The 13,607-nt window shown below is 39.1% G+C and carries 11 protein-coding genes and 1 rRNA gene; all 12 read right to left on the bottom strand.

Annotated features, from left to right (window positions below; genetic code table 11):
- Positions 1–186: 186 nt before the first annotated feature.
- The 12 genes from K364_RS0101245 to dusB all read right to left on the bottom strand — a co-directional run bounded on the left by K364_RS0101245 (position 187) and on the right by dusB (position 13,588).
- Positions 187–1,987 (bottom strand): 16S ribosomal RNA (locus tag K364_RS0101245).
- Between the two features lie 504 nt (positions 1,988–2,491).
- Positions 2,492–3,196 (bottom strand): ABC transporter ATP-binding protein, encoded by a 705-nt coding sequence (locus K364_RS0101250; protein WP_028306505.1) that lies wholly within the window; start codon positions 3,194–3,196, stop codon positions 2,492–2,494.
- Complete coding sequence (locus tag K364_RS0101255; RefSeq protein ID WP_028306506.1) at positions 3,197–3,964, bottom strand: ABC transporter ATP-binding protein; 768 nt, start codon at positions 3,962–3,964, stop codon at positions 3,197–3,199.
- Entirely contained in the window at positions 3,942–4,943 is a 1,002-nt protein-coding gene (locus K364_RS22445; protein ID WP_051533738.1) for a branched-chain amino acid ABC transporter permease, read from the bottom strand. The genes K364_RS0101255 and K364_RS22445 overlap by 23 nt, the downstream gene beginning before the upstream one ends.
- Before the next feature lie 7 nt (positions 4,944–4,950).
- The gene (locus K364_RS0101265) at positions 4,951–5,826 is read right to left on the bottom strand and encodes a branched-chain amino acid ABC transporter permease (RefSeq protein ID WP_028306507.1); all 876 of its coding nucleotides are present in this window, start codon (positions 5,824–5,826) and stop codon (positions 4,951–4,953) included.
- A gap of 222 nt (positions 5,827–6,048) precedes the next feature.
- Positions 6,049–7,236, bottom strand: a complete 1,188-nt coding sequence (locus K364_RS0101270) for an ABC transporter substrate-binding protein (protein WP_028306508.1) — start codon at positions 7,234–7,236, stop codon at positions 6,049–6,051.
- A gap of 279 nt (positions 7,237–7,515) precedes the next feature.
- A complete protein-coding gene (lysS, locus tag K364_RS0101275) occupies positions 7,516–8,982 on the bottom strand; it encodes a lysine--tRNA ligase (protein ID WP_028306509.1) in 1,467 nt (488 codons plus the stop codon).
- Positions 8,983–9,228: 246 nt separating this feature from the next.
- On the bottom strand, positions 9,229–9,705 hold the full coding sequence (gene greA, locus K364_RS0101280) for a transcription elongation factor GreA (protein ID WP_028306510.1): 477 nt from the start codon (positions 9,703–9,705) through the stop codon (positions 9,229–9,231).
- A gap of 241 nt (positions 9,706–9,946) precedes the next feature.
- Positions 9,947–11,041: a saccharopine dehydrogenase NADP-binding domain-containing protein gene (locus tag K364_RS0101285; RefSeq protein ID WP_028306511.1), complete on the bottom strand. Its 1,095-nt coding sequence runs from the start codon at positions 11,039–11,041 to the stop codon at positions 9,947–9,949.
- Entirely contained in the window at positions 11,034–11,978 is a 945-nt protein-coding gene (locus tag K364_RS0101290; protein WP_028306512.1) for a hypothetical protein, read from the bottom strand. The genes K364_RS0101285 and K364_RS0101290 overlap by 8 nt, the downstream gene beginning before the upstream one ends.
- A gap of 15 nt (positions 11,979–11,993) precedes the next feature.
- Positions 11,994–12,518, bottom strand: coding sequence for a transcriptional regulator (locus K364_RS0101295; protein WP_028306513.1), 525 nt, complete (start codon positions 12,516–12,518; stop codon positions 11,994–11,996).
- A 104-nt stretch (positions 12,519–12,622) separates the two neighbouring features.
- Positions 12,623–13,588, bottom strand: coding sequence for a tRNA dihydrouridine synthase DusB (gene dusB, locus K364_RS0101300; protein ID WP_028306514.1), 966 nt, complete (start codon positions 13,586–13,588; stop codon positions 12,623–12,625).
- Positions 13,589–13,607: the final 19 nt, after the last annotated feature.

Below are 13,607 nucleotides of genomic sequence, written 5' to 3' on the forward strand. Positions count from 1 at the left end.
TTATTAGCTTGATCTTGCTTTTTCTTTCTTCTTCCTAATTATGAGCTTCTAGCTTGCATTGTAGTTTTTTTCGCTGTGTAGTTTTCAAAGAACAGGTACTACTGAAAGATCTTTTGATCTCTCAAAATTAAACAGTGATTTCCTTAAACTCCGTTAAACCGACCTAGAAGTATCTTTACTCCTTAGAAAGGAGGTGATCCAGCCGCACCTTCCGATACGGCTACCTTGTTACGACTTCACCCCAATCACTAGCCCCACCTTAGACGGCTGCCCCTCATTCGGAAGTCGGAAATCGGATGTCGGTTGTCTGTTCAGTTGTCAAGTATCCATTGTCTGCTGTCAGTTCTTGTTGCAATCGGCTTAGCCAATTGCTTCTATTTCTGACCTCGGACTTCTGTCCTCTGACTTCTGTTTAGACTTCTGACTTCTGACCTCTGACCTCCGAACGAGTTAGCTCACCGGCTTCGGGTGTTGCCAGCTTTCGTGGTGTGACGGGCGGTGTGTACAAGGCCCGGGAACGTATTCACCGCAGTATGCTGACCTGCGATTACTAGCGATTCCGACTTCATGTAGGCGAGTTTCAGCCTACAATCCGAACTGTGATCGGCTTTTTGGGATTTGCTCCACCTCACGGTCTCGCTGCCCTCTGTACCGACCATTGTAGCACGTGTGTAGCCCAGGACATAAGGGGCATGATGATTTGACGTCATCCCCACCTTCCTCCGGTTTGTCACCGGCAGTCTACTTAGAGTGCCCATCTTATTGCTGGCAACTAAGTACAGGGGTTGCGCTCGTTGCGGGACTTAACCCAACATCTCACGACACGAGCTGACGACAACCATGCACCACCTGTCTCTCTGTTTCCGAAGAAAACTCCATATCTCTATGGACGTCAGAGGATGTCAAGCCCTGGTAAGGTTCTTCGCGTTGCGTCGAATTAAACCACATGCTCCACCGCTTGTGCGGGCCCCCGTCAATTCCTTTGAGTTTCAGCCTTGCGGCCGTACTCCCCAGGCGGGGTACTTAATGCGTTTGCTGCGGCACTGAAGGGGTCGATACCTCCAACACCTAGTACCCATCGTTTACGGCGTGGACTACCAGGGTATCTAATCCTGTTTGCTCCCCACGCTTTCGCGCCTCAGTGTCAGGGTCAATCCAGAAAGTCGCCTTCGCCACTGGTGTTCCTCCTAATATCTACGCATTTCACCGCTACACTAGGAATTCCACTTTCCTCTCTTGCCCTCAAGTCATACAGTTTCAAATGCATGCCCGAAGTTAAGCCCCGGGGTTTCACACCTGACTTGTTTGACCACCTACACGCCCTTTACGCCCAGTAATTCCGGACAACGCTTGCCACCTACGTATTACCGCGGCTGCTGGCACGTAGTTAGCCGTGGCTTCCTCCTTGGGTACCGTCACCTTATTCCCTATTCAAAAATAAGACTTCTTCCCCATTGACAGAGCTTTACGACCCGAAGGCCTTCTTCACTCACGCGGCGTTGCTGCGTCAGGGTTTCCCCCATTGCGCAATATTCCCCACTGCTGCCTCCCGTAGGAGTCTGGGCCGTGTCTCAGTCCCAGTGTGGCCGTCCACCCTCTCAGGCCGGCTACCCATCGTCGCCTTGGTGAGCCTCTACCTCACCAACTAGCTAATGGGACGCGGGTCCATCCTTTATCGGAAGCTTATTCCAGAGGCCTCCTTTTCTTACTGTATGATGCCATACTGTAAGCTTATCCGGTATTAGCTCCAGTTTCCCGGAGTTATCCCAGCTTAAAGGGTAGGTTACCCACGCGTTACTCACCCGTCCGCCACTGATTGGAAGTCAGTCATCGGAAGTCCGATGTCCGCTCTTGTCTGCAATTGGCTTGCCAATTGCTTCTATTGCAGACTTCTGACCTCTGACGACTGACCTCCGCTCCGTTCGACTTGCATGTGTTAAGCACGCCGCCAGCGTTCGTCCTGAGCCAGGATCAAACTCTCCAGTTATATTTTTTCTAGCTTAAGTCTTAACCTAAGCTAGTTTTTAACTTTCGTTTGACCTGCTCGTTTTTTGGACTTGTTGTCCTGTTAATTCTTTACTGTTTGTGCCTTACTATATTATCTTCATAATTTAGTTTGGCTTTAATATTAACGGGTTTAATTCTATCACTGTTCAATTCTCAAAGATCATTTTTTTCTTGCTTTTGTCTTTTGTTTCTTCTTGCTTTTGTCCTGCTTCTTTGTGGCAGGAACTTTATCTTAACACATCTGCTTTAGTTTTGCAACTGGTATGCACTGGAACTTTTCGTTTTTATCTGCTGTTTTTTGGGTTGTTTCTGTGTTTTGTTTGTTGTTCCAGCTGCACTTCTTTGCTTTACTGCTCCAGACGACAATAGTTATGATAACATCTCTTTTTCTTCTTGTCAACTGGTTTTTTAATCATATTTTTTAATATTTTTTAATCATATTTCTATTATTCTATATTTAGAAAGTCTTAACTCTAATAAGTAATTAAACCCCTAAATATGCCTTTCGAACATCTTCACTAGCAGCTAGCTCGCTTGCTGGGCCATCTAGAACTATACGTCCGGTTTCTAAAACATATCCTTGATCGGCAACAGAAAGCGCCATATGAGCGTTCTGTTCTACTAGCAAAATAGTGGTCCCTTCATCATTTAACTCTTTTATTATAGAAAATATCTCTTGAACAAGTAGTGGAGCCAATCCCATAGATGGTTCATCTAATAACAGCAGCTTTGGCCTAGACATAAGGGCTCTACCCATGGCCAGCATCTGCTGCTCACCACCACTTAAAGTACCAGCAATTTGGTTTTTTCTTTCAAATAATCTAGGAAAACGTTCAAACACTTTATTCATATCTTTTTTAATCTCTACCTTGTCTTTGCGCAGATATGCACCAAGTTCTAAATTCTCATATACTGACATATTGGCAAAGACTCTTCTTCCCTCTAAAACATGGGACATTCCCATCTCCACAATCTTTTCAGCAGGTACACCTGTAACGTCTTGCCCTTTAAACCATATGCATCCGGATTTAGCCTTAATTAAACCTGATATTGTACGCAATATAGTGGTTTTACCTGCCCCATTAGCCCCAATAAGAGTTACTATTTGACCCTCTTTAACCTCCAGGGTAATGCCTTTTATGGCATGGATGACGCCGTAATACACGTTAATATTTTCAATTCTTAACATTTAGCTTACCTCCTCCCCCAAATAGGCTTCAATTACCTTTGGATCATTCTTTATTTCATCAGGAGAGCCATGAGCAATAATTCTTCCGTAATCTAAAACATAGATACGCTCACATACATTCATTACTAGAGACATATCATGCTCAATGAGTAAGACAGTCAAACTGAATTTTTCTTTGATCCATCTAATCATTTCCATAAGCTGATGGGTTTCTTGAGGATTCATTCCCGCAGCAGGTTCATCTAATAAAAGCAGCTTAGGTTTGGTGGCTAGCGCTCTGGTAATTTCCAAGCGGCGCTGTTCGCCATAGGGCAGGTTTTTAGCATATTCATCCTTTTTATCTTCCAAATTAAATATTTTTAGGAGGTCTATTGCTTTTTGAGTAATCTCCTCCTCTTCCTTTTTATATTTGGCAGATTGTAGTATGCCTGCGGCCACACCATAGGATACATTCTGATGATATGCAATCTTTACGTTATCAATTACTTTCAAATCCTTAAATAGGCGGATGTTTTGAAAGGTTCTTGCCATTCCTAACTGGGTAATATTATATGGTTTTTTTCCAACCATGCTTTTGTCTTCAAATAGTATATCTCCTGAAGTAGGCTCATATACCCCAGTTAACATATTAAATACAGTAGTCTTACCAGCTCCGTTAGGCCCAATAAGTCCTATTAATTCACCGTTATTAATAGTAATTTCAAAGTCAGAAACTGCATTTAAACCACCAAATTTTTTACAAAGGTTAACTGTCTTTAGTATTGTCAACTTGTTCACCTACTTTCTCTGACCGTCCAAGTAATTTTTTTATCCAGTTCCATAACTTTACAAAGGACTCCGTGCTTAATTCCTTTGTACCTAAAAGACCCTGGGGCCTAAAAATCATAATGCCAATTAACATCAAAGCATAGATAACCATTCTAAGTTCAGAAAACTGACGCAGAGCCTCAGTCATGGTTGTTAACAGTATTGCCGCGGCAATAGAACCAGTAATACTTCCCAAACCACCTAAAACTACCATTAATAATACTTCAACGGAAAACATAAAGGTAAAGGATTGCGGGTGCAGCAAGCGTATTAAGTGAGCAAAAACACCTCCAGCTACTCCAGCAAAGAAAGCACCAAAAGTAAATGCCATCACCTTGTATTTTGTTGTATTTATCCCCATGGTTTCTGCAGCAATCTCATCTTCCCTAATGGAAAGACACGCCCGCCCGTGAGAAGTATGCATAAAATTAACAATAAATAATACAGTAACAATAGCTACTAAATAGGCCCATAAAAAATTAGTATATCCAGGTATACCCCACATACCTGAAGCAGCGCCAACATATTTCCAATTCAAGAATAAGACCCGGATAATTTCTCCAAAGCCCAGGGTAGCAATCGCCAAGTAGTCTCCTCTTAAACGAAGAGTTGGCAGCCCAATTAGAAACCCAACCATTGCTGCTACAAGGCCTCCAACCAGCAGGGCCAGGAAAAACGTTAAAAAATCAGGCAGCCCTAGGTTTAATCTGGTCGTAATAATAGCAGAAAAATAAGCACCTACAGCTGCAAAGCCAGCATGTCCTAAAGAAAATTGACCAGTTATACCATTAATCAAATTCAAGCTAGTTGCAAGGATAATGAAAATACTCATTAAGGTAAGAACCTGTGCATAATAATTGTTTACTACACCATTCCAAATCAGAACCTGGATTATTACCCCAAAAACGACAAATCCCGTGATCACAAGTAGTTTTTTCATAAACACCTTACACCTTCTCTCTAACGTTCTTACCAAGAAGTCCTGAGGGTCTTACAATTAATATTACTATTAATATGGCAAATGCTACTGCATCCCGATATGTTGAAAATCCTATAGCACTAACTCCTGCTTCTGCCAATCCCAAAATCATGCCCCCAAGCATGGCTCCCGGAATAATTCCAATTCCTCCAAGAACAGCTGCAACGAAAGCTTTAAGGCCCGGAAGTAATCCCATCATAGGGTGAACTGTACCATAATACATTCCAAATAAAACACCAGCTGCGGCAGCTAAAGAGGATCCAATGGCAAAAGTAAATGAAATTGTTTTATCGACACTTATTCCCATTGATCTTGCTGCATCACGATCAAAGGAAACAGCCCTCATGGCTTTGCCCATCTTAGTCTTGTGGACAATGAATTGCAGTAAAAGCATTAGTGATATTGCAGTAACTAAGATGATTAATTGCCTATTGCTAATAGCCACACCAAAAATTTCCCAAGTTTGTACAGGTATACGTGGAAACGCCTTAGGCGTGGCGCCAACTGTATAAATAGTAAAATTTTGGTAAAATAATGATAAGCCTACAGCTGTCATTAAAGCTGCTATTCTATGAGCGTTACGCAAAGGTTTATAGGCAATTCTTTCCATAACCACTCCAAGAGTCGCACAGACTGCCATGGCTAAAACCAGTGCTAGAAAAAAAGGCAAACCTAAAACAGTAATTGCAAAAAAGCCCGCTAAGGCTCCAAGCATAAAAATTTCACCATGGGCAAAATTAATTAATTTAATTATTCCGTAGACCATTGTGTAACCCAAGGCAATTAGTGCATATACACTACCCAAAGAAATTCCATTTATTAACTGTTGTAAAATCTCCTCCACAGTCTCACTCCTATCTCTATACTTCTATTATTAAAAAGCTGCATAAGTTTCCAAATGCTTTTATATTTCGAGCGAGAGATCGTTATACATGGTATATTAATACTTGTAAAATTATCTAAATTTGCCCAATACATTCTTAAAGCAGTAAAGAGGGGTAAGCTTTTACCCCTCTTATGCATATAAACTTAACAGTTAAGGGAATTCATCAAATTTGTAAAATTTTTAGGGATTAACTGTTGTATAGTATACCTGCTGCTGATTCTCAATTTTGATAACCACCGCACTCTTAACTGGGTCCCTATTTTCATTTAATTTAATTTGTCCGCTTACACCTACAATTTCAACATCAGCTAATGCATCTCTAATTGCTTGAGGTTCTGCAGATCCTGCTTTTTCAATTGCTGCTGCAAGCATATATGCAGCATCATAAGCTAAAGCAGCTAGAGCATCTGGCATTTTGTTGTTGTACTTGGCCTGATAAGCTGCCAAGAAGGATTTAACTTCTGGACTATCTACGTCAGGAGAATAATGATTACTAAAGTAGAAGCCATCAGCCGCATCTCCCGCTAGTTCAAACATTACAGGAGAATCCCAACCATCTGCGCCAAGGAAAATCACATCTCTGCTAAAACCAACATTGTTCTTTGCCTGGTCTAGAATTAGCCCAGCTGTATCATAGTAAGATGGTACCCAAACAACATCCGGATTTGCGTTACGTACAGTTGTTAAAATGGTATTGAAGTCTGTATCCCCACTCATGAAGGACACATTTGCAACAATTGTCCCACCCTTGCTTTCAAATACTTGTTTAAATACTTCTCCAAGACCTTTGGAGTAGTCACTATTTGCATCGGTCATAATGGCTGCTGTTTTTGCACCCAGATTATCTAATGCAAAGTTTGCCATTACTGCTCCCTGGAAGGGGTCAATAAAAGCTGCCCTAAAAATAAAGTCTCCTACTTGTGTAACTGCTGGATTGGTAGATGTGGGTGACAATAAAGGAATTTTTGCTTCCTGAGCAATTGGTGCAGCAGCCAATGAGTTAGAGCTTGCTACTGGACCTAAAATAGCTACAACCTTATCCTGGTTTATCAACTTTTGTGCCGCTGTAGCTGAATCTGGCTGCACACTTCTGTTATCTTCAACAATAAACTTTAACTGTTTTCCACCTAGAACTCCACCCTTAGCATTAATTTCTTCAAATGCCAATTGTATAGCTTCAACTGATGATTGTCCAAATGTTGCAATGGCTCCGGTTAGTGGAAATATTCCCCCTATATTGATTGTTTCAACTTCTTGTTTCTCGTTACTTCCACCACTACTGCCACTGTCACTTTTGCCTCCGCATGCTGTTAGCACCAAGCCAAATGCTAAAAGCAATGCCACTAAAACAACAAAACTTTTCTTCATAAATAATCCTCCTCCAAGATAATTTCTGAATTTTTGCTCTTTAATGCCTAACAAAATATATAGCTACTTATGTTTAGCAACCGCAGTAATTTCAACGACTAAATTTATGTAGGTTCTTGAATTACACTAAACTAAGCCTAGTTTTGATAATATATTCATTTATTCAAGATGTCAATAATTTTGTTTTAACATTTTGACATTTTAATAGTTATTAAATTAAAAAGCCAAAGCAGCTGCCTGATAAAAGGGAGCTGCTTTAAAGCTAGTGAATACTTACTGTTAATTTTCTCTGGGCCTCATTGTTGGGAATAAGATTACATCTCTGATGGACGGGCTATCAGTCAATAGCATAACTAGTCTATCTATTCCTATGCCAAGCCCTCCTGCAGGTGGCATGCCATATTCTAACGCCCTTACAAAATCATCATCCATACGCTGAGCTTCTTCATCACCTTTATCCCTTAATTCCATCTGCTTTTCAAATCTTTCTTTTTGGTCTATTGGATCGTTAAGCTCAGAAAAAGCATTGGCTAATTCTCTATTTACAACAAAGGCTTCAAAACGGTAAGTAAAGCTTTCATTACCTTCAATCTTTTTTGCAAGTGGTGAAATCTCAATTGGATAATCTTTAATAAATACAGGTTGCACTAGATGTGGCTCTACTTTTTCTTCAAATATTAGATTTAGTATTTCTCCCATTGTTGAACCTTTTTCTACTCCAATGCCAATTTGCCTGGCAGCATTGATAGCATCCTCTACTGTTTTCCATTCATTATAGTCCACATTAGCAAACTTTTTTACTGCATCCACCATTGTAATTCTTTCCCATGGCGGAGTTAGATCTATCTCCTGTCCCTGATAGATAGCTTTTGTTCCCCCTAACACTTCCTTGGCAATAAAAGCAATCATGTTTTCTGTAATTTCCATCATATCTTCATAGTCTGCATATGCCTGGTAAAGCTCCATCATTGTAAATTCAGGATTATGTTTGGTTGAAATTCCCTCATTCCTAAAGTTTCTGCCTATTTCATAAACTCTTTCCAATCCTCCTACAAGAAGTCGTTTTAAGTGAAGTTCTAAAGCTATCCTCATGTACAATTCCATGTCTAGAGTATTATGGTGAGTAATGAAGGGCCTTGCAGATGCTCCACCGGGAATAACATGCAGTGTAGGAGTTTCCACTTCAAGAAATCCTCTGCTGTCCAGAAATTTTCTCATTGCCTGGATAATCTTTGTTCTCTTTATAAAAACATTCTTAACCCCAGGATTGACTATCAGATCTAGATATCTTTGACGATACCTTAAGTCAACATCTTTTAAGCCATGCCATTTTTCTGGTAAAGGCTGAAGGGATTTTGTCAATAGCTTTATTTTATGTATTTCAACTGTAACCTCACCGCGACGGGTTTTAAAAACAGACCCTTCAATTCCAATTATGTCGCCAATATCCATTTTTTTAAACAGTGCATATGCTTCTTCCCCAAGATTATTTACCTGTGCATAAATCTGTATTTGACCAGAAAGGTCTTGAATATGACCAAAGCTTGCCTTGCCTTGAACCCTTTTTGCCATTATTCGGCCTGCTATTTTTACTGGTTGTCCATCTAGAGCCTCAAAATTTTCTGCTATTTCCTGTGCCTTATGCGTAACTTCAAACTTGCTTCCAAAGGGATCAATTCCAAGCTGTCTAAATTCATTAAGCTTTTCTCTTCTTACTTGTATTAATTCATTAAATTCCATATCCATTAAACAGCAACCTCCTTGTTTTCTGCAACACGTACAATTCTCAGTAAAAATAATTATAATGTTAATAACCATGCATGTCCACAGCATAATTATATCCTTACAATTCTATATTGCCCATTTTAAAAATGGTACAATACACCTTTAGCTTATTCAGCCATGACCATCCAGCCCTATGACAGTTATAGAACAAAATAAATCAGGACTAACGATAGAAAACCGCAGTCCTGTTAACTTATGGCATTAAACTTACTTGGAGATTTGCATAATCTCATATTTTAAAGTTCCTACAGGAACATTTACTTCTACAATAGAGCCACTCTTTTGTCCAATGATTGCTTTTCCAACAGGAGATTCATTTGATATTTTTGAATTCAATGGATCTGCCTCCATAGAGCCAACAATAACATATTCAAACTCATCACCTGATTCCAGGTCCTTTAATTTTACTCTGGACCCTACACTGACTGCTTTTGTGTCAACTGCATCATTGTCAATAAGTTTAGCATTTCTAAGTTTTTTCTCCAAAGTCAGTATTCTGCCCTCAATAAATGCCTGTTCATGCTTGGCATCTTCATATTCTGAGTTCTCACTAATATCCCCAAACTCTCTTGCCTGTTTTATCCTCTCTGCTACTTCTTGTCTTTTCACTGTTTTAAGGTAAACTAATTCCTCCTCTAGCTTTTTAAGACCTTCAACAGTTAAAATTACATCTTTTGTAGACATGCTTAACTCTCCTTTTTAGTCATATCAAACAAAGTAATGCTACAATAATAGTATTTATTATATCTATATTCACCCATTAAAATTACTATTAAAGTATAAAACCCCCTAATTATTATAACAACAAGCACTGTTATTAAAAAAATAACAGTGCTTGTGCTCTTTCTTTATGGCTATTATAAAGACCTTCCTAATATTTGTCAAGGAAAGTATTCAGTATTATTTGTCTAATTTCTCTTAAAATTTATCCTTGGATAGCTTTTTTTGTATTCTGTTTAGTGAAATATCTTACCCTATCAATGATTTCAGGCTTAACTATTTTTTCAAAACTCCTGAACCCAGCTAGTTTAAACCCATGTTTTTTACCTAATTTATGTATCTCATCTACTTGCTTGATTGTTATTTCTCTTCCCAGGGTATATGATGTCCATTTTTTTTCTAAAGCTAGTATCATTGTCTCAGCCATACAAGCTAGTGCTAATTTTGGTGGATAGCCAAAGTTTAGATTAAAATCAACATCTCCTGGAACCTCAACTAATCCACCTTCAATAATAAGCACATCATCTCTAAGTTCTGCAACCTTTTTGGATACATCCCTCGGTCTTGCCACATCACAAACAAGTGCACCTGGTTTTAAGTCCTCAGGATTAATTACACAGTCTACTGAAGAGGTAACAGTTATTATTATATCAGCCGTTTTTATTGCTTGTTCTGATCGGTTAGATATTTTTACTGCCAGGCCTGTTTCTCTTAAAATCTTTGCTGATAGTCTCTCTAACTTTTTTACGTCTCGTGAAACCAGGGTCAAATAACCACATTTTCTGGCCATCATCTGTGCACAAACGTTTCCAATTGAGCCGTTGGCTCCAATTATTAAAACCTCAGCTCCTCTAATATCTATGCCTAACATTTCTGCAGCCTTTTCTGTTCCTTCCATGGCAGTTGCTATTGTATAGCTGTTGCCAGTAGTAACAGGAAGCTTCAAGTTTTGCGCTACTGTATATCCTGCGTCTCCTACAACAGAAGTCATTGCTCCTAAGCCTAAAATTCTAGCACCTAACTTTTCCGCGATTTTACCTGTTCGAATTATTTTATCTATAACTACATCAGTAGGCAGTTCAACCATTTGTTTGCTAGTTAGGGTGCATCCAAGAAAGTTTCCTAAAACCTCGGTATCATCATATATGGATTTTATACCTGTTATTTCTGAAGTCTTTATAGGTGGCATATGGTAAATTATTTTATCAAGTAATCTGTCCGGAAGCCGTTTAAGGAAAGAAAATTTTCTTGCTATATCTGAACTATCAATTGGGTGTATCATAAATGCAAACCTATCCATGACTAACCTCCTGGGTTTGAAATGTATTTCCATTCAACCACTCTGTATGGGGAACAAAATTTAGTTTTTCAAGTAAATTTAAATACTCATTACTAGTTAGCCCCTTGTTACCCTTTTCTGAAAGTGCAACTAAGACTCCTTCAATAACGTTTGTACCAAATGATCTGCCGTTTAGATGAGGGGTAGTAGTTACCAGCAGGGAAACACCCCTGTCTTTTAAATCCTGCACGTCTTCCTTTGTCACAGTATTTGTAATTACTATTTTCTCATCTAGTATTGGCGGCATGTGCTTTTTAATAAAATGGAAATCCCCAGCTATAATGTGGGCATCTTCATAGTATTTTTTAAATTTATCCTCTGCATTGCTTACTTCTTGCTTTTTACCTGTAGGATATAGAAATTTTAAAGGCATTTGAACTACAATGGGAGCAATGACCCTGGCCACTTTATCCAAGGTTTTTAGCGAATATAAAGGTATGGAAACTCCCAAGGCAAAAATTAAATCTCCATAGATCATACTTGCCCCTGCATCTTCAAGAGCCTCTGCCATTCCAAACCTATCCATTGCACAAACCATTAAAACCTTTTTGTCAGAAAATGTTATTCCCTTGGCTTCCCGCAGGTAACTAATGGTCCTTCTTTCTAAAGTGTTCTTTAAGCCACTACCATCCACAATAGGAGTTTTTCTGGCATTTTTAGCTATCTTGGCTGCTTCTCTAATAGTATAACGTTTAGTTCCAGCAAATATATATAGGTCGGTTCCACCCAGGCCAAAGCAATCCACCTTGCCATCTAGATCTGAAACCATCTCAGCAGCCTTTTTTAAACTTCCATCGGTTCCAATACGCTCTATTAATACCTTTTCACCCAATACATCTATTTCAACTGCATGATTCCTTTTTGAAGAGCCAAGACTCACACTAACCACTTTTTTCATATCCAGCCACTCTCCTTATGCATTCAATGTGGAAAACACATTTTTAATAATCTGCATATCTATAAGCTTGTTTCCTTCTATGGGCGATTTGCCAATCTCTATTCCAATAACCTCTTTATCAACTAAAGCTTCGCATAATTTTATCCTGTAGTTTGAGCCAATAACTATAATTACATCACAGGACCTCAAACGGGCTATAATCTCCATCACATCATTAAATAGTTCAATACCCTGTTTTTCCTTGACAAAACCCCATCTTTCCTCATCTGTCATAAGGAGCATGAAGTCTATACCTTCTTTTTTAAGAAACTGTTCCAGTTCAAGCTTGTTCTCTATAGGAAAGGCAACAACTCCTATTTTTCTGCCTTTTCTAACTTCACCTAGTTTTTCTAGTCTAGAAATAAAAGGCCGGTCCAGGCCCATTATATTTGCAACCTCTTGTTGAGATAGCCCTTCAGCTCTTAAATTTAGGGTCTTATCAATAATTGCGTAGAGTTTTTTTTTGCTCAGAACCTTATCACCAATACGCATAACATCCATAATAGTAATTCTCCTCTTATTGTGCACAAAATTGTCTACATTTATAATAACAAAAATCTTTATCATAAGCAAATAAAGTTGCCTATCAAAATTAGACAGGCAACTCAACAATATTCGGCATAATATTTATTTAGTTTTTCTATAACTAATTGGGCATCATCCAGCTTATTTATCTCTTCGCGCATTCTAGCTGCATTCCTTAATCCTTTAAAATACCAGGCTAGATGCTTTCTCATTTGTCTAACAGCTAAAGCCTCTCCCTTTTCCTCCATAAGCATATTATAGTGTCTAATACCCATTGCTATTCTTTCCCCTTGTGATGGTGGGGGTAAATGCTCTCCTGTTGTAATAAAATGAATGGTTCTTTTAAATATCCAGGGATTGCCCATAGCTCCCCTTCCAATCATTATCAAGTCACAGCCAGTCTCATCAAGCATTCTTTTACCATCTTCTGGGGCCCATATATCCCCATTTCCAATGACAGGTATATTTACAGCACCTTTAACCCTTTTAATTAATTCCCAATTGGCTTTTCCTCTATAAAATTGGCATCTTGTTCTTCCATGGACAGTTATAGCTGCTGCGCCAGCTTCTTCAACGATTTTCGCCACCTCAACAGCATTAATTGTTTCTGGACTCCATCCGGCTCTTATTTTCACAGTAACCGGCACCTTTACACTTGAGCATACTGCTTCTATTATCTCCTTAATTAACCGTGGATTCTTCATCAAAGCAGAGCCCTCATTGTTTTTAACTATTTTAGGTGCAGGGCATCCCATGTTGATATCTATAATCTGGGGCTTTTTCTTTTCAATCATGCAGGCAGCTTGTGCCATGATTTTTGGATCTGATCCAAATATTTGCACAGCTGTTGGCTGCATCTCTCCATCTATGTTAAAAAGCTCCAGGGTCTTGCAGCTATTGTGCATCAAAGCATTTGCACTTACCATTTCAGTATAAGTAAGAGCGCAGCCGTTTTCTTTAGCTAAAATACGAAAAACCTTATCACTGACACCTGCCATGGGTGCTGACACAACACAATTTCTTAATTTGATTGATCCTATGTACATATTATTTCTCCATTGCAGG

This window comes from Desulfitibacter alkalitolerans DSM 16504, from assembly GCF_000620305.1.
Taxonomy (GTDB): Bacteria; Bacillota; DSM-16504; order Desulfitibacterales; family Desulfitibacteraceae; genus Desulfitibacter; species Desulfitibacter alkalitolerans.